At 64.0% G+C, this 18,707-nt stretch carries 17 protein-coding genes; 9 read left to right on the top strand and 8 right to left on the bottom strand.

What is annotated here, in order from left to right; translation table 11 throughout:
* Positions 1-67 precede the first annotated feature (67 nt).
* The 5 genes from DYST_RS08935 (at position 68) to DYST_RS08915 (ending at position 5,230) form a co-directional block, all read left to right on the top strand.
* The gene (locus DYST_RS08935; RefSeq protein WP_239951394.1) at positions 68-2,896 is read left to right on the top strand and encodes a TonB-dependent receptor; all 2,829 of its coding nucleotides are present in this window, start codon (positions 68-70) and stop codon (positions 2,894-2,896) included.
* A 27-nt stretch (positions 2,897-2,923) separates the two neighbouring features.
* Positions 2,924-3,934: a YncE family protein gene (locus DYST_RS08930; protein WP_239951392.1), complete on the top strand. Its 1,011-nt coding sequence runs from the start codon at positions 2,924-2,926 to the stop codon at positions 3,932-3,934.
* A gap of 80 nt (positions 3,935-4,014) precedes the next feature.
* Complete coding sequence (locus DYST_RS08925; RefSeq protein ID WP_239951390.1) at positions 4,015-4,563, top strand: GNAT family N-acetyltransferase; 549 nt, start codon at positions 4,015-4,017, stop codon at positions 4,561-4,563.
* A gap of 2 nt (positions 4,564-4,565) precedes the next feature.
* Positions 4,566-4,880 carry a non-heme iron oxygenase ferredoxin subunit gene (locus DYST_RS08920; RefSeq protein WP_102302623.1) on the top strand — a complete coding sequence of 105 codons (315 nt, stop codon included), beginning with the start codon at positions 4,566-4,568 and terminating at the stop codon, positions 4,878-4,880.
* A 20-nt stretch (positions 4,881-4,900) separates the two neighbouring features.
* On the top strand, positions 4,901-5,230 hold the full coding sequence (locus DYST_RS08915) for a TfoX/Sxy family protein (RefSeq protein WP_239951389.1): 330 nt from the start codon (positions 4,901-4,903) through the stop codon (positions 5,228-5,230).
* 9 nt (positions 5,231-5,239) lie between these two features.
* Here the strand turns inward: DYST_RS08915 and DYST_RS08910 are convergent, their stop codons facing one another.
* Genes DYST_RS08910 through DYST_RS08890 form a run of 5 tightly spaced genes read right to left on the bottom strand, consistent with a single transcriptional unit; the run spans position 5,240 to position 10,228 of the window.
* Positions 5,240-6,037, bottom strand: a complete 798-nt coding sequence (locus tag DYST_RS08910; protein ID WP_239951388.1) for a MipA/OmpV family protein — start codon at positions 6,035-6,037, stop codon at positions 5,240-5,242.
* A gap of 11 nt (positions 6,038-6,048) precedes the next feature.
* The gene (locus DYST_RS08905) at positions 6,049-6,990 is read right to left on the bottom strand and encodes an efflux RND transporter periplasmic adaptor subunit (RefSeq protein WP_239951387.1); all 942 of its coding nucleotides are present in this window, start codon (positions 6,988-6,990) and stop codon (positions 6,049-6,051) included.
* Entirely contained in the window at positions 6,987-7,751 is a 765-nt protein-coding gene (locus DYST_RS08900; protein ID WP_239951386.1) for an ABC transporter ATP-binding protein, read from the bottom strand. The genes DYST_RS08905 and DYST_RS08900 overlap by 4 nt, the downstream gene beginning before the upstream one ends.
* A gap of 3 nt (positions 7,752-7,754) precedes the next feature.
* Positions 7,755-8,888: an ABC transporter permease gene (locus DYST_RS08895; protein WP_239951385.1), complete on the bottom strand. Its 1,134-nt coding sequence runs from the start codon at positions 8,886-8,888 to the stop codon at positions 7,755-7,757.
* On the bottom strand, positions 8,888-10,228 hold the full coding sequence (locus DYST_RS08890; protein ID WP_239951384.1) for a TolC family protein: 1,341 nt from the start codon (positions 10,226-10,228) through the stop codon (positions 8,888-8,890). Before DYST_RS08890 ends, DYST_RS08895 begins: the two co-directional genes overlap by 1 nt.
* Before the next feature lie 326 nt (positions 10,229-10,554).
* Here DYST_RS08890 and DYST_RS08885 point away from each other — a divergent pair, with 326 nt between their 5' ends.
* On the top strand, positions 10,555-11,256 hold the full coding sequence (locus DYST_RS08885) for an MtnX-like HAD-IB family phosphatase (RefSeq protein ID WP_239951383.1): 702 nt from the start codon (positions 10,555-10,557) through the stop codon (positions 11,254-11,256).
* Between the two features lie 50 nt (positions 11,257-11,306).
* A complete protein-coding gene (locus DYST_RS08880; protein WP_102302579.1) occupies positions 11,307-12,716 on the top strand; it encodes an aspartate aminotransferase family protein in 1,410 nt (469 codons plus the stop codon).
* A 114-nt stretch (positions 12,717-12,830) separates the two neighbouring features.
* On the opposite strand, the gene DYST_RS08875 is transcribed toward DYST_RS08880, so the two are convergent.
* A complete protein-coding gene (locus DYST_RS08875) occupies positions 12,831-13,760 on the bottom strand; it encodes a LysR family transcriptional regulator (RefSeq protein ID WP_239951382.1) in 930 nt (309 codons plus the stop codon).
* Between the two features lie 81 nt (positions 13,761-13,841).
* Here DYST_RS08875 and DYST_RS08870 point away from each other — a divergent pair, with 81 nt between their 5' ends.
* Positions 13,842-15,353 (top strand): MFS transporter, encoded by a 1,512-nt coding sequence (locus tag DYST_RS08870; RefSeq protein ID WP_239951380.1) that lies wholly within the window; start codon positions 13,842-13,844, stop codon positions 15,351-15,353.
* On the opposite strand, the gene DYST_RS08865 is transcribed toward DYST_RS08870, so the two are convergent.
* The gene (locus DYST_RS08865; protein WP_102302621.1) at positions 15,350-16,771 is read right to left on the bottom strand and encodes a sensor histidine kinase; all 1,422 of its coding nucleotides are present in this window, start codon (positions 16,769-16,771) and stop codon (positions 15,350-15,352) included. The genes DYST_RS08870 and DYST_RS08865 overlap by 4 nt on opposite strands.
* Positions 16,772-16,812: 41 nt before the next feature.
* Entirely contained in the window at positions 16,813-17,502 is a 690-nt protein-coding gene (locus tag DYST_RS08860; protein WP_102302576.1) for a response regulator, read from the bottom strand.
* A gap of 509 nt (positions 17,503-18,011) precedes the next feature.
* Between DYST_RS08860 and DYST_RS08855 the strand changes: the two genes are divergently transcribed.
* Complete coding sequence (locus tag DYST_RS08855) at positions 18,012-18,671, top strand: PepSY-associated TM helix domain-containing protein (protein WP_239951379.1); 660 nt, start codon at positions 18,012-18,014, stop codon at positions 18,669-18,671.
* Positions 18,672-18,707: the final 36 nt, after the last annotated feature.

Genomic DNA, 18,707 nt, shown 5'->3' with positions numbered 1-18,707 from the left:
AGCGCGCTTGTCGCTCGACAGCGTGGCGCAAGACCGTCCGGGCATTCATTCATCCAAGGGTTCACTCATGGCAGCAAAACGTGCAGGCAGCATTCTTGTGGGCGTCGCTGCATTGACCGGTGCGAGCATGGCTCACGCGGCTGGCTTCGCCTCCCTCAAAGGCATCATTGAAAACGACCATCATCCGGTGGCCGGCGCACAGGTGGCGCTGAGCGAACTGAACCGCAGCGTGGTGACCGGGAAAGACGGCACGTACGAGCTGGAAGGTGTCGAGCCCGGCAACTACAACCTGGTGGTCAGCGCCGACGGGCAGTCGCCCGTGCAACGGCAGGTGATGCTGCACGCCGGTCAGACGATTGAGCAGGATGTGGAACTGGGTAGCGCTGCGAAGACACTGCAGGCGTTGAAGGTGACGGCACAGACCACGCCGCTGGACATGGCGCGCAGCATCCAGCAGGAGGCGCCCAACCTGGTGAACGTGCAGCCCGCCACCGAGATCCGCAAGCTGCCCGACGTGAATGCAGCCGAGGCTGTGCGCCGTATTCCCGGTATTTCGCTGGAAAGCGACACGGGCGAGGGGCGCTTCATCAATATCCGCGGCTTGGACGCCGACCTCAACGGTGCCACCTTCGACGGCGTGCGTCTGCCGCCGACCAACCCAGCATCACCGATGGGTGGTGGTCGCGCGGTGGCCTTCGACTCGATCCCTACAGGTCTGATCGGCGCCATCACCGTGACCAAGACCAACACGCCGGACCAGGATGCCGAAGCCCTGGGCGGCACGATCGAGATCACGCCCAAGCAGGTACCGCCGGGCAAGGACCAGTTCCTTGAGCTGGAGCTTGGCACCGGTCTCGAGAGCCTGCGCGACACGCCGATCAAGGACTATCAGGTGTCCGGCGGCAGCCGCTTCGGGCCCGGCAATGCCTTCAGCTTCATCGGCACCCTGGCGTACTACGAAGACAAGCGCGGCGTCGACGACATCGAAGGCTCGTACGCGGACGACCAGGCCAATGGTACGCCCGACAAGGTGATGAACGACTTCGAGCAGCGGCGTTACCAGTACCACCGGCGCCGCATCGGCTACGGCGGCGAACTGAACTACCAGCCTGACGATGACAATCGATGGTACGTGCGCTACTTCAAGGCAGGCTATACCGAGTCGGTGAACCGCCAGCGCCTGACCTACAACATGTTCGGTGGCGGCACGGGTTCGGTGACGGTCGATCCGTCCAACCCCAATGGCTTCATCGACCCCAACGTCACCTACGACAAGACGCTGCGCGATGAGCGCGAAACCATCGCCACGCGCGTGGCCTCCATCGGCGGCGAGAACCATTTCCACGACTTCAATATCGATTACCTGCTGGCCGCAACCTACGGCACGTACAACAAGCCGCACGACTACAACAGTACGTTCGCCAACCCCAATACCTATACGGTGGCTTACGACAACATCAGCGATCCGCGTTACCCTCGTTTCAATCCGCTCAATGGCAACCCGCTGGATCCGTCGGCCTATACGCTGTCCGATTTCCAGAACAGCACCGAGCACGACCACACGCAGGAATACACCGGCGCGTTCAACGTCACCATCCCCACCAGCTGGTTCGAGGGCGGCGACGAGAACGTCAAGTTCGGCGTAAGCGCGCGCAAGAAGGATCGCCACAGCGAGATCACGAGTTTCAACGCCGTGCCCCCGGCACTAGCGATGACGCAGTTCATCGGCGGCAAGCCAGTGACGTTCTACGACGGGCACTATCAGAACGGCCCTAACCTGTATGCGGCGGGCTTGCGCGACCTCTACGTGAACAACCAGGGTTTGTTCCCCGAGGCGAATCCGCTAGCCGACCAGCAGGCCGAGGCGCAGGGCGCGTCCAATGGCAAGGAAAGTGTCTACGCCGTGTACGGCCAGTATCAGTTCAAGCCAGTCGAAAAGCTGGACATTCTCGCTGGCGTGCGCTGGGAGCGCACCGTGGGGGCCTATGGCGGCAACGAAGTGCTGCTCGATCCGAGCACGGGTGCGTTTGCTGGCGCGACGCCGATTTCGGTGGGCCACAGTTACAACAATTTCTTCCCGACGGTGCAGCTCCGCTATGAGTTCGCGGAGTCGCTGATCGGCCGCGCGGTCTACTCCAAGACCATTGCCCGTCCGGGCTTCAACCAGCTCACCACCTCGACGCTGATCGATCCTTCGTCGGACAGCGTCACGCAGGGCAATCCCAACCTGAAGCCCACCACCAGCGACAACTTTGACCTGTCGCTGGAGTACTACCTCGACAACGGCGGCATCGCGTCGGCGGGCGTGTTCGACAAGGAGTTGAGCAACTACATCATCAACAAAGAAGAGCAGGGCGTGACGTTCCCGAACAACGGGTTGTTCGCCGGCTTTACCGGTGCGGCCAAGGTGTACACCTTCGCCAACATCAACAGCGCGCACGCCCGCGGCATCGAGCTGAACTATCAGCAGAAGTTCTCTACGTTGCCTGGATGGCTGGCCGGCTTTGGTGTGGGTGCGAACTACACCTATGTGGATTCCAGTGGCGAGATCCGTCCCGGCGAGCACTCGCAGCTGCCGTCGACGTCGCGAAATACCGGCAACTTCATGCTGTTCTACGACCTGGGCGGCTTCAGCGCGAACATCGGCGCGTACTACGTGAGCAAGGACATCTTCGGTGTCGGCAGTTCGTCGGCCACCGACGTCTGGTCGCAGCCGCGCTTCTCGCTGGACCTGGGGGCGACGTATGCCTTCGACGACCAGTGGTCGGTGTTCTTCAACGCCAAGAATCTCACCAACACCCGCCTGAAGTTCACCGAAGGTCCGGCGGCCGATCGCCCGATCCAGCGTGAGTTCTATGGCCAGACCTACATGGCCGGCGTCCGTTTCAAGCTCTGATCCCTTATGACCGCTCAGGAAAATCGCATGAACAAGTCTTCTCTCCGTTGGATGCCGCACGCGCTGTGGCTGGCTGCCGCGCTGGCCGCGCCCTCCATGGCTGCCGCTCCCGACATGCCGTATGCAGTGACCCAGCACTACACGCTGGGTGGTCCGGGTGGCTGGGACTATCTCAGTCTCGATGCGGCCTCGCATCGCCTGTTCATTGCCCGCGACGATAGGGTGATGGTGGTCGACGCCACAACGGGCAAGTTGCAGGGTGAGGTTCCGGGCATGCAGCACGCGCACGGCGTAGCGCTGCTTCCCGCGAAGCATCAGGCTTTCGTGAGCAACGGACACGGCGACAACGTGACGGTGGTGGATACGGATGCGCTCAAGGTCACCGGCCACATCGCCATCAGCGGCAAGGACCCGGACGCCATCGTGTTCGACGATGCCTCGGGCCATTTGCTGACCATGAATGGGCACAGCAGCAACATCAGCGTGATCGATGTGCAGACTGCCAAAGAGCTGACGACCATCGCGGTGCCGGGGCGGCCGGAATTCGCGGTGAGCGATGGCACGGGACAGCTGTTCCTCAATCTCGAGGACAAGAGCCAGCTCGTGCGGGTGGACCTTGCCAACAGGAAAGTGTTGAACGTGTGGCCGCTGGCGCCGTGCGATGGTCCGACCGGCCTCGCGTTGGACAAGGCCAATCACCGGCTGTTCTCGGTGTGTGCCAACGGCTGGATGATCGTGACGGATGCCAACGACGGTCATCAGGTGGCCAAGGTGGCGATCAGCAAGGATCCGGATGCCGTGGTGTTCGATGCACAGCGCAAGGTGGTACTCAGCCCGGGTGAAGAGGGCCAGCTCAGCGTCGTCGTGCAGGACGATGCGGACCACTATCACCTGGTGGGCAACCTGCCGACGCAGCCGAGCGCGCGGACGCTGGTGCTCGATCCGCAGACACATACCGTTTACCTCGCCGCGGCCACCGCTGCCGCCAAGGGCAAGGCAGTGGAAGGGTTTGGTGTGCTGGTGGTGAGCCCGCGCTGAGCTAGGGCCCGGACGGCAGGTGCAACGCCTGCCGTCTTCCGGTGATGCCGCGGGGCCAAGGCTCCCGTTATCATCGGCTGATGCACAACCCTTCCGTTCTCAGCTTTCGCGTGGCAATCGGCCACGATGTCGCGGCGGTCGTCTCCTTGGTCGAGTCCGCCTATCGCGGCGAATCCGGCCAGCGCGGCTGGACCACCGAATCCCACCTGCTTGATGGGCAGCGCACCGATGTCGAGAACGTCGCCGAGCTGATCGGCTCTGACGGTAGCCTGGTGCTGCTGGCGGAACAGGGCGGCGAGCTGGTGGCCTGTTGCCATATCGAGCGGCAGGACACGTCCGGTTATTTCGGCATGTTTGCCGTCAACCCTCTGTTGCAGCGTGCGGGCCTTGGCCGTGCCGTGCTGGCGGAGGCCGAGCGCCTCGCCAGGGAGACGTGGCATGCCACGTCGATGCGCATGTCGGTGATCGAGCAGCGCGAGGAACTGATTGCCTGGTACGAGCGCCGCGGCTACCGGCTTACCGGCGAGACGCGTCCGTTCCCCTACGGGCAGCCGCGTTTTGGCATTCCACGGCGTGACGACCTGCGCTTCGTATGGTTGAGCAAGCCGCTGGACGAGGTGACGGCGTGAACCTGGCGGATTGGATCTTCGTCGGTACGCGCAGCGAAATGCTGCCCGGTGAATTCAAAGTTGTGTGGGATGGTGACACCGCCATCGCCGTCTACAACATCGATGGTGACCTCTACGCCATCGAGGACGTGTGCAGCCATGACGGCGGCGAACTCGCCGGTGGCGAGGTGCACGGTTTCGACGTCGAATGTCCACGCCATGGCGCGCGCTTCGACGTGCGCACAGGTGCGGTGACCTGCCCGCCAGCCTATGAGCCTATCGCGAGTTTTCCCGTGCATGAGGTGGATGGACAGATCTGGACGCGCGACGACCGCTAGGTCATTCACGGAGAGGCGCTGTGGCTCGCGACCGGGGATTGGAAGAACTCGTCAACGATGATCTTGCGGAAGTGCACGACGTCACCGCGAAGGCGATGTTCGGCGGTTGGGCGTGGCTCATGCGCGGCAATCTGCTTTGTGGCGCGCGCCACGACGGCATGCTGGCAAGACTGGGCAAGGGCAGGGACGGTTGGGCGCTGAAGGTGGAGGGCATCGAGCCAATGATGTCCGGTAGCCGACGCATGGAAGGCTGGGTGCGGATTGCACCGTCGGTCTATGGCGACGATGTCATGCGTCGCCGGCTGCTCGATGCGGCGATCGAATTCTCGCAGTCGTTACCTGCGAAATAACCAAGGACCTCAAAGCCGATAGACGAACGCCAGCGTCGTCGTGAGCTGGTTGCGTGAGCCGTAGCTGCGCACTAGCGAGCTGTTGGCGGTATCGCCGAGCAGGCGCGTGTAGTTGACCGCGAAAGCGAAGCCTGTGTGCAGGCTGGTCGGCATGTAGGCGTCGTACTCGAGGGCGACCTGCTGACCGCCGGCGCCAGGAGACCACGGGTCGATGTCGAGTTTGGTCGCCTGATCCGGCGTGACGCCGAAAAAGCGGCGCATCGCTGGGCCGTTCATGGCCTGCCATTGCAACTGAAGGCTGTGATTGAGATAGCCGATCGCGGGCAGGTCGTAGTCGGCATACAGGTTGAGATAGGCGCCCGCACCCTGCGTGTCATGGCTGAGCTCGGTGCCCAGGTTGAGTTGCGCCGTGGCCTGGTATTCCAGATAGCCACCGCCGTTGATGCGAGGGCTGAGTGAATCGACGACGCCACCGAGTTTTGGCCCGAGTTCTTGGCGATCACGGCCCCACATGTAGTTGCCGTACAGGCCGCCGCGCCATTGATCACCGTGAATCAGGTCGACCGTCAGGCCGTCGAGCGTGGACAGGGTGATGTGCCAGGGAAGTTCGGCCTGGATATAGGGAATGGCCTGGTTGCGGTGGTCCTTGGAGCCCACCCATGCAGGCATGCGTTGCATGCCTGCGCCGAACATATCGGTGGGGCCCTCGGTTACGTCGTCCGCCAGAGCGCTCGCCGAAGCCGTCAACGTCAGCATCAGTGCAGCAACGCGTATCAGCGATGCGGGCAGAAAACAGCGACGGCTCATGCGGGCACGACTCAGGAACGGGGCTTTGCCGGCGCGGCTGCAGCGTTGTCACCGAACTGCACGATCACGCGCTGACCGATACGTAGCGAAGGCGGCGGCGGCTCGTCGAACGCCAGTACGCACTCGACGGTGCGGGTATTGGCGCGGATCAACGGATCTTCTTCCAGCGCGCTGGGGCCGAACACGGCGCCGATGCGCTGCACGTGCGCGCGCAGTGGCGGAACGCCGCTACCGCTGTCGTCCACCACCTGTGCCTGCATGCCGTCGTGCACGGCGCTGACAAAGGATTCATTGAGCTCGGCGCGGACGATACGCGCGCCTTCCGGCAGCAACACGAAGGCGACGCCACCCTGCGGCGAGGCCGTCGCGCCCGGCTGGATGTCGCGTTCGACGATCTGTGCATCGATGGGTGCGATCAGGCTGCGTTGCGACAGCTCGTAGCGCGCGGCTTCGAGCTTCTGTTGAGCCATCGCTTGGGCGGCGTGTGCGTTGTCGAGTTCGCCCTGCAATTGCGTGGCGCTGTCCCTTGCATCGTCGGCGCTCTGGCCGTCGCCTGCGCCTGCCGCTGCGGCGGCTTGCAGGCGACTGGCACGCTGTTGCGCCGCCTTCAGACGCGCCTCAAGCACATTGCCCTGCGCCTGGGCCTGCTTCTGCTCCGCTTCGGCAGCGCTTACGGCCAACTGTGCGGGTCGCGTATCCAGCACGGCCAGCACCTGGCCCTTATGAACATGGTCACCCTCGCGGACCTTGATGTCGGCCACGACACCTTCGCGCGGCATGCTCAGTTTGAGCAGGCCGCCCTCGATATCGATGCGACCACGCGCAACCGCTACATAGGAAGCGGCGGGTGCGGCCTGTGTGTCCGACTTGCCGTTGTCGCCATGCGAGCAGCCGACGAGGGCCGGCGCAACAAGGGCGACCGCAAGGATGGAATGAAGCAAACGCAGGGTCATGCAGAAGGTTCCTCGTGGCCAGACGCCGGCATGGGCGTCGGGGTGGGCACACGGTCGCTAAGGATACGGCCATCCTCCATGGCGAGCACGCGGTCGGCGTGTCCCACCAGTCGCGGGTCGTGGCTGACGCACAGTACCGTGGTGCCGTGCGCGCGGGCGATGCGGTGGAGAATGTCGATGACGATCTGGCCGTTGGCGGCGTCGAGCGCGCTGGTCGGTTCGTCGGCAAATAGCAGGTCCGGCTCTTTGGCCAACGCGCGCGCGATGGCGACGCGCTGCTTTTCGCCGCCGGAGAGCTCGGACGGTCGAAGTCCCATACGCGGCCCCATGCCGACTTCTTCCAGCGAGGCCATGGCGCGGCGGCGTGCTTCACCGCGGGACAGGCCCAGATAGCTCAGGGGAAGTTCTACCTGTTCCAACGCATTGAGCGCGGGAAAGAGGTTGAAGCCCTGGAAGACGAAGCCGGTGTGCAGCAGGCGGAAGCGCTCCAGCGCGCGGCTGTCGAGCTGTTCGAGATCCTGGTCAAGCGCCATGACCTGGCCACCGTCCGGCCGCTGCAAGCCGCTCAGGATCGCCAACAGCGTGCTCTTGCCACAGCCGGATGGGCCGGAAATCAGCGTGAGTTCGCCGGCCCGCACGTCCAGCGTGAGGTCGTGTAGCACCGTGCTGCGGATGTCGCCCGACGTGAACGACTTGTTGACGTTGCGCGCCTGCAGCGATATCGACGGCTTGGATTGAGGAAGGGGAGATGCCTGACTCATCGGTTACCTCAACAACGTGGCCGGGTCGGCGCGGCGCAGACTGCGCATGGCCGCCAGTCCCGACACGATCGCAAGGCCCATGCATAGCGACAGGCAGGCCACGGTTACCCATGGACCCAGCGCCACCGGCACGTTGCGGCTGCGCGCAAGCGCCATGGCGAGGACGCCGAGCACGGCGCTGCCGAGCAGCCCCAGGGCGCCCACCCAGAACGCCTGTTCCATCACCACTTTGCGCAGTGCGCCCACGCCTACGCCGAGCGCATTGAGCGTGGCGTATTCACGAATCGAACCGATGACCGCAGCGACCAGGGTCTGGCTGGTGATCACCACGCCGACCAGGAACACGATGCCGGCCAGGAACAGCACACCAGCACCGGCGCCGGTGTCGAATATCCAGTACATCTGTGAGCGGCGGGCGAAATCCCTGGCGGTCCATACGTCGTAGTTGCCGAACGCCCGGTTGCCGCGCAATCGCGCGGCGATTTCCTTGGCTTCTGCCGGATCGCGTAGCTTTGCCACGAAGTAGGTCATGCGGTTGCTGTTGGACGGGTCGGTGTCCAGTGACGCTGCCGTCGCGAGGGAGGCCACCACATTGACGCCACCGAGCGCACGCAGGCCGTTGCTTACGCCCACCACGCGTACGTGGTGACCGTTGATGACAGCACTGTCGCCGACTTTGACGCCCAGGTTTTCCAGGTCAGCGCGATCGACGATCACCGCGTCGGGTTCGTTGAGGCGCACGCGTAGCTTGGGAGGCAGGGCATGCGCGAACAACATGCCATCCGGTCGCGCGTTGATGCCGGAGACGAATACCGATACGCCACCGGTGTCGCTTGGGCCGCGCCAGTCGGCATCCACCCAATGGAACGGTTCGACGGCGGTCACGGCCGGGTCCATGCGCAAACGCATTTCCACGCCCGCGTCGATGGATCGTCCGAGGTTGACGCTCTGCGTGCCGGGATAGCCCGCCCACAGGTCGGCCGACGAGCCGGTGATATACACGGCGGCACTGCCGAAGATGCCGAGCACCAGGGCGACCTGTAGCAACTGCAACAGGCCGGCAAAGCCCACCGCCACGACAGCGGGGAGAAAACGACGCCACTCGTAGACGAGGGTCTTGCGTGCAAGCGCGACCATCAGTCCGTGCTCCCGGTACCCGGCGCCTTGGCGGGCATCGGTGGCTTGGGCATGGGCGCGCCGCCCAGGGCCTTGTACAGCGAGACGTAGGCCAGATCGCGTGCGGCAATGGCGGTGACCAGTTCGAGCTGCGCGCGCTGGTTGTCGATCAGACCATCCTGCACATCGATGCCGCTGCCGAGATTGAGCTCTGCGCGCTTGTGCAGGGCAGCCATGCTGCCATCCAGTGCCTGGGTAACCCGCTGCGAGGCGTCTTCGCGCGTACGCAACTGCTCCAGGTCGCCCATGGCTGTTTCCGCTTCGGCGACACCTTGCAGCACCGCTTGTCGGTAGGCATACACGGCGGCCTTGAGCTGGTGGTCCTTGACGTGTGCGGCGGCGACGCGCTGTCCCCAATCGAACAGCGGCACGTCGATGATCGGGCCAAAAGAGGAGATGGCCTCGCCCGTATGCACGCGATAGTTGGACAGGATGTTGGCCGACCATTGCAGCGATGCACCGAGGCCGATATGCGGCCAGATATCCGCGCGGCTCATGCCAAGTTCGCCCGCGGCGCGCAACACGTCGGCTTCGGCGCTGGCGATTTCCGGCCGGGCGCGCAGCATGTCGGCGGGCGCAGCGGTGAGCTGCCATTCGCCCAGGCGCGGCTGCGGGCCGGGAGTGAGCCACGCCGGATCAGGTTCGGGCTGCCCAAGCAGCAAGGCCAGTTGCTGTGCGCTGGCGTTGATCGCCTGCTGGGGCTCGGTCAGGGCGGCCTCGGCTCGGGCCAGGTCGGCCTGGGCCTTGGCCACGTCGGTCGGTGGCGCCAGCTTCAGTTGTTCGCGTACCTGCACAAGACGAAGCTTTTCCTTCTGCGCGTCGCGGATGCCCGTGAGCAGGCGTGCCTGTTCCTGGGCCGAACGCAGCTCGATCCAGCGCCGGCTGACTTCGGCCACCAGGGACACACGGACGCCGCGCAGGGCGGCCTTCGCACTGTTTTCCTGCCCTTGCGATGCGCGCTTGCTGCTTTGCCATGCGCCGAACAGCGGCAATTCCCACAGCGCGTCGAAACCGGCCACGAAATAGGAAGCTGTGGTGTCCGGGTCGATGACGTCGTTGGTGCGACCGTGCAGCGAGGGCAGGTAGCCATCGCGGGAGTGGTGGTTGGCCGTGCGCGCCGCACGCAGCCGCTCAGCGGCCTGAGCCACGTCGAGGTTGTTCTGCAGGGCTCGATTGACCAGATCGTCCAGGGCAGGGTCGCCCAGCGCTTGCCACCAGCCGCGCAGGTCGGCGGAGGGTGGCGCGACGCCAGCCGGCGCGTTGCGCCAGGCATCAGGGAGCGGCGGTTTGAGCTCGGGCAAGGGCGGGCAGAGCAGCCCGCCAGTACCACGAGACTGAACGCCAGCAAGCTGCTGGTGAACAGAGGGCGATCCCGGCGAGGCGCAGCTTCCATGTTCGGTAGATCCGGGTTGTTTCGACGCTGAAACACGAAATTCCTGGGGTTTCGGACTACGTTGAAATGGGGGGATGGCAAAGGATACCGGACCTTGCCTACAACTGGCTTATAGGAATGCCTGAAGGCAGGTATCAAAGGAAGACGTTTACGCAGCTTCTTTCGGAAAGAAAGGAGGCCGAAAGGGGGTGAAACCTATTGTGTCACCATCCTGCAAGAGTGGAGCTGCACCTAGTGACTGGTTGGACCATCCTCTGCGACTTTGACGGCACCATCTCCGTTGAGGACGTGATCGACTCGCTGCTCGACCGTTTCGGCCGCCCCGGCTGGGAAACGCTTGAGCAGGACTGGCGCGCCGGTCGCATCGGCTCGCGTGAATGCATGACCGGCCAGGTTGGCCTGTTGGACATGACTCAGGAAGAGCTGGACAAGCACTTGTCCTCCCTGTGGATTGATCACCATTTCCCGGATTTCGTGAAGATGGCCCGCGCCACCGGCACGCCGATGCACGTGGTCAGCGACGGTTTGGATTATGCCATCCGCAAGATCCTCGGCCGTTATGGCCTGGACGATCTGCCGTTGGCAGCCAACCATCTTGCGCCCGCTACGCCGCCGCAGAAGTGGCAGCTCACCTCGCCGTTCCAGGCCGAGGGTTGCCGTAGCGGTACTTGTAAGTGCGCCGTCGCTGCGCAGGCTAGCAAGGGTGGCACCAAGACGCTGTTGATCGGCGATGGCGCTTCCGATTTCTGTGCTGCCGACCGCGTCGATTTCGTCTTCGCCAAGCATCGCCTGATCGAACATTGCCGTGCCGCTGGCATCCCATATATGCCGATCACCGGTTTCGAGGATGCGCTGGAGCTGCTGCCGCGCCTGCTTGACGGGAGCCTGCTTGCCGAACACGCGCCGGCCTCGCCCGCGCTCGCCATGGTTTCCTGATCAGATCCCCCTCCTGATCGCCCCCTTTCAAACGTTTTCGGATTTTCCCTATGACCGCTTACGACAAGAACGCCGCTGGCGTCGTGATTCCCGACGCGCAGCTGCTGGCTGACGAGGCTGAGTGGAGCTCGTTTGGCGACACCGTGCACTACGTCGACCCGCCGAAGATCTTCCGCCATGGCGAAGGCAGCTGGATGATCGACACCGCCGGCACGCGCTTCCTCGACCTGCAGATGTGGTACTCGGCGGTCAACTTCGGTTACGGCAATAAGCGCCTGAACGACACGCTGAAGAACCAGATCGACGTGCTGCCGCAGGTTGCCAGTCAGTACCTGCACCAGACCCGCATCGAGCTGGCCAAGACCATCGCGGTCGACGCCCAGCAGAAGTTCGGCCTGAAGGGCCGCGTGCACTTCAACGTCGGCGGCGCGCAGGCGGTGGAAGATTCGCTGAAGCTGGTGCGTAACTACACCGGCGGCAAGAGCCTGATGTTCGCCTTCGAGGGCGGTTACCACGGCCGTACGCTGGGCGCCTCGTCCATCACCTCCAGCTACCGCTACCGTCGTCGCTTCGGCCATTTTGGCGAGCGCGCGATGTTCGTGCCGTTCCCTTATCCGTTCCGCCGCCCGAAGGGCATGACGCCGGAAGAGTACTCGGACGCCTGCGTACGCCAGTTCGCGCGTCTGTTCGAAACCGAATACAACGGCGTGTGGGATCCCAAGGTCAACCAGGCTGAATACGCGGCCTTCTATGTCGAGCCGATCCAGGGCACTGGCGGTTACGTCATTCCGCCGATGAACTTCTTCAAGGATCTGAAGAAGGTGCTGGACCAGTACGGCATCCTGATGGTGGTCGATGAAATCCAGATGGGTTTCTGGCGCACGGGCAAGCTGTGGTCGATCGAGCACTTCGGCGTGACGCCGGATGTGGTCGTGTTCGGCAAGGCGCTGACCAATGGCCTCAATCCGCTGTCGGGTCTGTGGGCACGCGAAGAGTTGATCAACCCGACCATCTTCCCGCCGGGTTCCACCCATTCCACCTTCAATTCCAACCCGCTGGGTACCGCGCTGGGTCTGGAAGTGATCAAAATGGGTTACGAGCTGGACTACGAGACCAGCGTGCCGAAGAAGGGCGCGCACTTCCTCGAAGGCCTGCGCGACCTGCAGAAGCGTCACAAGGAAATCGGCGACGTCGACGGCCTGGGCCTCGCGCTGCGCGCCGAAATCTGCACCGAGGACGGCTTCACGCCGAACAAGGCGCTGCTGGACAAGATGGTGGACATCGGCCTCGCTGGCGACCTGGAGCACAACGGCAAGAAGATCGGCCTCGTGCTCGACGTGGGCGGCTGGTACAAGAACGTGATCACCTTCGCGCCGTCGCTCGACATCACGCACGAAGAGATCGACCTGGCCATCGCGCTGCTCGACCAGTTGCTGACCAAGGCCAAGAAGGAAATGTAAGTCCATGCGGCGCCGTGGGGGGAAACCCACGGCGTCCGATGAAGGTTTGTCTCAAGCTGTTCCCATGCAGGGGAAGTGTGACAACGGCGGCGCCTATGCGTCGCCGTATTTTTTTCAGTCGTCGAGCATGGCGGGGATCGCCGCCACCAGCGCATCGATAGCGCAGCGTGTCTTGGACGGCATGTAGCGCGTGGTGGGCCATACGGCGTGGATTTCCTGCGGTGCGAGGCTGCAACGTCCCCTGACGGTCACCAGCTCGCCGCTTTTGACGTAGCGCGTCAACAGCCATGACGGCAGGCGCGCCAGACCGAAGCCGGCAATGGCTGCCGCCGCGATCATCTGTACATCATCGGTGCTTAGCTGCGGCTGGATGCGCAAAGGCGTCGTTTGGCCGGCGTCATCGCGCAGATGCCAGGGCGAGACGACACCAGCGCGCGAGTAGCCGATGGCAGCGTGCGCCTCGATTTCTTCCAGCCGCGAAGGCAAGCCATGCCGGGCGATGTAGTCGGGCGAGGCGCCGATGCTCACGTATTGCAGTCCCAGCTTGCGTGCGGCCAGACTGCTGCTGTCGCGCAATTCGCCAATGCGCAAGGCAAGATCGAAGCCTTCCTCGATCAGGTCTACCTTGCGGTCGCTGAAGGACATGTCGATGCTCAGCGATGGATGTCGGCGCGCCAGCTCCATCAACACCGGCGCCACGCATAGATGGCCAAACGCAATGGGCAGGCTTACGCGCAAGCGGCCCTGCGGTTGCTGTCGCCCGTCGTCCAGCGCAGCCTCGGCGGCATCCAGTTCGGCCAAGGCGCGCACGCAGCGTTCGTAATAGGCCTGACCATCCTCGGTGAGGTTTTGTGCGCGCGTGGTGCGCTGGAGCAGTCGCACGCCCAGCCGCGCCTCCAGCCTGGCGATGATCTTGCCCACAGCGGAGCGGGTGAGGCTCAGGCGTTCCGCGGCCACGGCAAAACTGCCGGCTTCCACCACCTGCACAAAGGTGGCGACACCATCCAGCCGATCATCTGCACGTCGATTGATTGGTTCTTTCATGGAAGCATTGGTGGGATGAATTGGAGTCAATGGTGCCTGTTTGGCGTCGATATAGTAGCTGCTCCCGCACGGAGCACATCCATGTCTTCTTCCGTCTCCCGCAACCGCATGGCGTTGGCCGCGGTATGCCTGTCCTCGTTGATGTTCGGGCTGGAGATCTCCAGCGTGCCAGCCATCCTGCCCACGCTGGCGCGTGTGCTACACGGCGATTTTCGCGATATGCAGTGGGTCATGAACGCGTACACCATCGCCTGCACCAGCGTGCTGATGGGTACGGGTACGGTGGCCGACCGCTATGGGCGCAAGCGGCTGTTCCTTGTATGCATCGCGTTGTTCGGCGTCACGTCGTTGCTGTGTGGCTTGGCTTGGAACATGCCAGTGATAATCGCCGGGCGCTTTCTGCAAGGCGCTAGCGGCGGTGCCATGTTGATCTGCCAGGTGGCGGTGCTCTCGCATCAGTTTTCTGAACCAGCTGAGCGCGTGAAGGCGTTTGCGTCGTGGGGCGTGATCTTCGGTATCGGGCTGGGCTTTGGTCCCATCATCGGTGGCGCCATCGCGGCGCTGGCGAGCTGGCAGTGGGTGTTCCTGGTGCATGGGCCGCTGGCGCTGGTTACTTTGGCGCTGGCATGGCGTGGTGCCGTGGAGTCGCGCGACCCGCATGCGCAGCGTCTGGATATCGGCGGCATCGTGACCTTGTCGCTAGCGGTGTTCGGTGTGGCCTATGTCATTACCCAAGGTGGCGACATGGGCTTTGCGAGTACGCAGGCCATCGTCATTGCTGCGTTGAGCCTGTTGTGCTTGGTCGCCTTCGTGGTGATCGAGCGATGGGCGGCGCGGCCGATGGTCGACTTCTCGGTGTTTCGCATCCGTCCGTTCTCGGGTGCGTTGCTCGGGTCGGCGGGCATGAATGCCAGCTTCTGGCCTTTCATGATCTATCTGCCGGTCTATTTCCACGATGTGCTCGGCTATGGCGACGTCGTTGCGGGAAGCGCACTGCTCGCTTACACCTTGCCCACGCTGGTGGTGCCGCCCGTGGCGGAGCGGTTGGCGCATCGCTACCGCGCGGGTTGGGTGATTCCCGGCGGGTTGTTCACCATCGGAGCGGGCTTCTTTCTGATGAAGTGGGGCAGCGGTGTAACCCAGCCGAGCTGGTTGAGCATGCTACCCGGCTGCGTCGTCGCGGGTATTGGCCTGGGGCTAACCAACACCACGGTCACCAATACGACCACCGGCTCCGTACCCTCGGAGCGCGCCGGCATGGCCTCAGGTATCGATATGAGTGCGCGAATGATTTCGCTGGCGATCAACATCGCGTTGATGGGGTTGATTCTGGTCGCCGGCACTAGCGCGGCTTTGTCGCGGGTGATGTCCGGCGATGCAGAAGTGCGTCATTCGGTGGCCGTGGCCATGGCGGGTGGGCAGCCGGTGGCACTGGCTCCGCACGTCGTGCATGGCGCGCTCGCCCAGGGCTTCCAGTGGGTCATGCTCTACGGTGGTCTCAGCGTGTGGCTGCTGGCGGGGGCGAGCCTGTGGGTGTTCGGCGTTAAAGGTAGCGCGCGTGAGGTCAATGGAGCCGCGCGCGTGTTGTCCTAACTCGGCGTGCGCGACGTGCGCGCTGGCGGGAACACCACTTCCACGCGCAAGCCGCCCGGGCTGCCGTTGAGGAAGCGGACCAGGGCACGATGGCGTTCGGCAATGCGCTGCACGATGGCCAAGCCGAGTCCCGTACCTTCTTCCGTCATGCCCGGCACGCGGAAGAAACGTTCGCCCAGTCGTTCGAGAAAGGCCGGGGGCACGCCCGGTCCGTTGTCTTCCACGCTGATGCAGGGGCCTTCAGAGAGCACCGACACGCCGACAGTGAGGATGCTGTTGCGACCGGCGTATCGCAGGCTGTTGTCGATGAGGTTGTCCAGCATCTCTTGCAGTGACAGGCGGTCGCCGTCGATCCATACCGGGCCAGCCGGCCCTTCGTAGCCCAGGTCGACGTTGGCGGCAATGGCATCGTGCACGCGTACGCCCAGCAGCTCAGGAATCAGTTGTGCGAGATCGAGGAGTGCCAGTGGTGCGGTTTCGCTCAGTTCGGGTGATTGCGCGCGCGTGAGCGCGAGCAACTGGCTGGACGTGCGGCTGGCCCGCTGGGTGAGGCGAAGAATGTGTTGCAGGGCGTCGGCGACGGTTTCCTTGCTGGGGTCGATCTGCGCGCGCTCGACATGCACGCGCAGCCCCGCCAGTGGCGTCTTGAGCTGATGGGCCGCATCCGCAATGAAACGTTCCTGCAGGGCCAGCATGCCGCGCTGGCGGGCGAACAGACCGTCGATGGTGCGTGTGAGCGGGAGGATTTCCACCGGCACGTCGGCATCGCCGATTGGCGCAAGGTCGTGCTCGCGCGCGGCGAGGCGCGCGGTGAGCGGATCGATCTGGCGCAGGCCGACGCGCACGCCATAGAACACCAGGAAGAACACGCTGGCGATCAGCAGCGCTTGCGCCGGAATACTGAGCAGTAGGATTTCCCGCGCGCGTTGATGACGGTCATGGAACGTCTCGGCCATGGTGACCGTGAGTTGGTCACTCGGGTCCTGCAGGTTGGGGATGCGTACCGTGGCAGCGCGCAGTTCGCGAAGTTTCTGCCGGGGCGTATAGAGCGACGTGGAGTAGAGCGCAGGCTCGCCGTCGGAACTCGCCGCGCTCAATGGTGCTGGTTGCAGTTCGGCGGAGCCAGCCAGCAGGCCGTGCTTCTGACTGCTGACGTTGAAATAGTTGTGTCCTTCCGGCGCGTACTCGAGCAGGAAACGGGCTTGCGGTGAAATCTGTCCGCCGAGGTCTTCCTGGCTGAGCATCTGCGCGAGCGTCATGGCGTCGTCGCCCAGGTCGCGGTCGTGCACGTGGTTGGAGTAGATCAGCGCGCCGCCATAGGTGATGAGGCTTTCCACCGCAAGCAACAGCATCAACGGAACCAGTAGCGAGGAAAGCAAACGGCGACGCAGGCTGGGACGGCCATCGGGCTCGAGCATGCGGTAGAGCCACGGATCGTCCCGCTTCGGCGTCGCCTTGTTCATGCCTGTGTTTCCCTATCTTCCTTCGCTTCTTCCAGCAGGTAGCCCAGGCCGCGAATGGTGCGCACCTGCGTGCCGGAGTCGGCCAGCTTGCGGCGCAGTCGGTAGATAGCGATGTCCAGGCCGTTGTCGGTGAGTTCCTCGTCCCAGCTGCATAAGGCTTCGACCAACTGCGCGCGACTAGTCACGCGGTCGGGGCGTGCGGCGAGGGCTTCGAGCAGGCCGAACTCGCGGGCGGTGAGCTCCAGCGGTTTGTCGTCGATCCATGCGCGGTGACCGGGAAGGTCCAGGCGCAGCCGACCGATGGTGAGCTCGGGCGCACCTTGCGAGGTGTAGCGGCGGAGCAGGGCGCGCACGCGTGCTTCGAACTCCGCGAGCGCGAAGGGCTTCACCAGATAGTCGTCGGCGCCGAGGTCGAGCACGCGCACACGTTCGCGCAAGCCTTCGCGGGCGGTGATCACCAGCACGGGGAGTCCGGTGCCGCGCTTGCGCAGTCGCTGCAGCACGTCGGCACCGTCGAGGTTGGGCAGGCCCAGGTCGAGGATCAGCAGGTCATAGGGCGTGTCGCGTAGAGCGGCGTCCGCCTTGGCGCCATCAGCCACGCTGTCCACGGCGTGACCGCCCTGGCGCAGCGAGGCGCTGACGCCAGCAGAAATGGAGGGATCGTCCTCGGCAATCAGGATACGCATGTCATTGTCCGGAAGGGGCGGTGGGCCAGCGCGTGGGGAGTGCGCGGCGCAAGGTCATTGAATTGCGAGTGATTCTCATTTGTGGCAAGATTCCGGCTCGGTGCCAGGAACAGGCCGCCCAGGTGGGCAGCTTAACGCTCTGGCGGGTGATGAGACAGCGGGCAAGGCGACTCGGTTGCATGGCTTGTCATGCAATGTTGGGCTGATCAAAGAGCCTGTTCAATGTCTCCACGTAGCCCGCGTTGTTCACCCCAAGCGCCCAGCGCGCGGGCTGCAGCGCAGCGCCTGACTGGTGGTCAGGTCAAGCTGCGGACCGCGCGCTAGGCGCTTGGGGTGGACGACCTTCAGGCCGGGTCTGTTTGCCCGCAGGCCAGCGTCATCACTCAGTCGTGTACGGACGTACACTCCTTCGTTCTTCACTTGTCCTGCGCGCAAACAGCTCCCGGCGCGGGCCACGTGGAGACATTGAACAGGCTCTACGCGACCATCAACAGGCTCTGAAGGCAGGCATGGAATCAGCGGTGCGGTCGCACGACAACAAATTGCAGAAGAACGGTGCGGCGCCGAGCCGCGCGTTCTGGCTCAAGCAGCTCCATCAATGGCACTGGATCAGCTCCGCGCTGTGTCTGGTCGGCATGCTGTTGTTCGCCGTCACCGGTTTCACGCTCAACCATGCGGGCCAGATCGAGGCGCAGACGACGACCGTGCACCGCAGTGCGCAACTGCCATCACCGCTGCTCAAGGCCGTTGGCGGCGATGACGAGCGCAAGGGCGCGGCACTGCCCGCTGCCGTGGCGGATTGGATCGCCGGCGCGCTGGACGTGGACGTCGCCGGTCGCACGGGCGACTGGTCGTCCGACGAAATCTATATCTCCATGCCGCGCCCCGGTGGCGACGCCTGGATAAGCATCGACCGCGAAACCGGCAAGGTGGAAACCGAGCGCAGTTCGCGCGGCGTCATCGCGTATCTCAACGACCTGCACAAGGGACGCCACGCGGGCCCTGCATGGGGCTGGTTCATCGACGTCTTCGCGCTGGCCTGCGTGATCTTCTCGGTCACCGGCCTGCTGCTGCTGAAAATGCATGCGGCGCAGCGCGGCGCCACCTGGCCGTTGGTGGCGTTCGGGCTGGTGTTGCCCCTGCTACTCGCGTTGATCTTCATCCACTGACATGAAGGGCGAACGGACGCGCAACGGGATTTTCCT

This window comes from Dyella terrae (assembly GCF_022394535.1).
GTDB lineage: Bacteria > Pseudomonadota > Gammaproteobacteria > Xanthomonadales > Rhodanobacteraceae > Dyella.
This window is presented reverse-complemented; position numbering and strand designations above follow the sequence as displayed.

What these genes read in the sequence shown, in the direction of transcription:
- DYST_RS08895 (WP_239951385.1), bottom strand. Translation starts at nt 8,888, where the DNA reads ATGGTCGCGCTTGCACGCAAGACCCTCGTCTACGAGTGGCGTCGTTTT.
- DYST_RS08865 (WP_102302621.1), bottom strand. Translation starts at nt 16,771, where the DNA reads ATGCTCGAGCCCGATGGCCGTCCCAGCCTGCGTCGCCGTTTGCTTTCC.
- DYST_RS08900 (WP_239951386.1), bottom strand. Translation starts at nt 7,751, where the DNA reads ATGAGTCAGGCATCTCCCCTTCCTCAATCCAAGCCGTCGATATCGCTG.
- DYST_RS08875 (WP_239951382.1), bottom strand. Translation starts at nt 13,760, where the DNA reads ATGAAAGAACCAATCAATCGACGTGCAGATGATCGGCTGGATGGTGTC.
- DYST_RS08870 (WP_239951380.1), top strand. Translation starts at nt 13,842, where the DNA reads ATGTCTTCTTCCGTCTCCCGCAACCGCATGGCGTTGGCCGCGGTATGC.
- DYST_RS08925 (WP_239951390.1), top strand. Translation starts at nt 4,015, where the DNA reads ATGCACAACCCTTCCGTTCTCAGCTTTCGCGTGGCAATCGGCCACGAT.
- DYST_RS08905 (WP_239951387.1), bottom strand. Translation starts at nt 6,990, where the DNA reads ATGACCCTGCGTTTGCTTCATTCCATCCTTGCGGTCGCCCTTGTTGCG.
- DYST_RS08860 (WP_102302576.1), bottom strand. Translation starts at nt 17,502, where the DNA reads ATGCGTATCCTGATTGCCGAGGACGATCCCTCCATTTCTGCTGGCGTC.
- DYST_RS08855 (WP_239951379.1), top strand. Translation starts at nt 18,012, where the DNA reads ATGGAATCAGCGGTGCGGTCGCACGACAACAAATTGCAGAAGAACGGT.
- DYST_RS08880 (WP_102302579.1), top strand. Translation starts at nt 11,307, where the DNA reads ATGACCGCTTACGACAAGAACGCCGCTGGCGTCGTGATTCCCGACGCG.
- DYST_RS08930 (WP_239951392.1), top strand. Translation starts at nt 2,924, where the DNA reads ATGAACAAGTCTTCTCTCCGTTGGATGCCGCACGCGCTGTGGCTGGCT.
- DYST_RS08935 (WP_239951394.1), top strand. Translation starts at nt 68, where the DNA reads ATGGCAGCAAAACGTGCAGGCAGCATTCTTGTGGGCGTCGCTGCATTG.
- DYST_RS08910 (WP_239951388.1), bottom strand. Translation starts at nt 6,037, where the DNA reads ATGAGCCGTCGCTGTTTTCTGCCCGCATCGCTGATACGCGTTGCTGCA.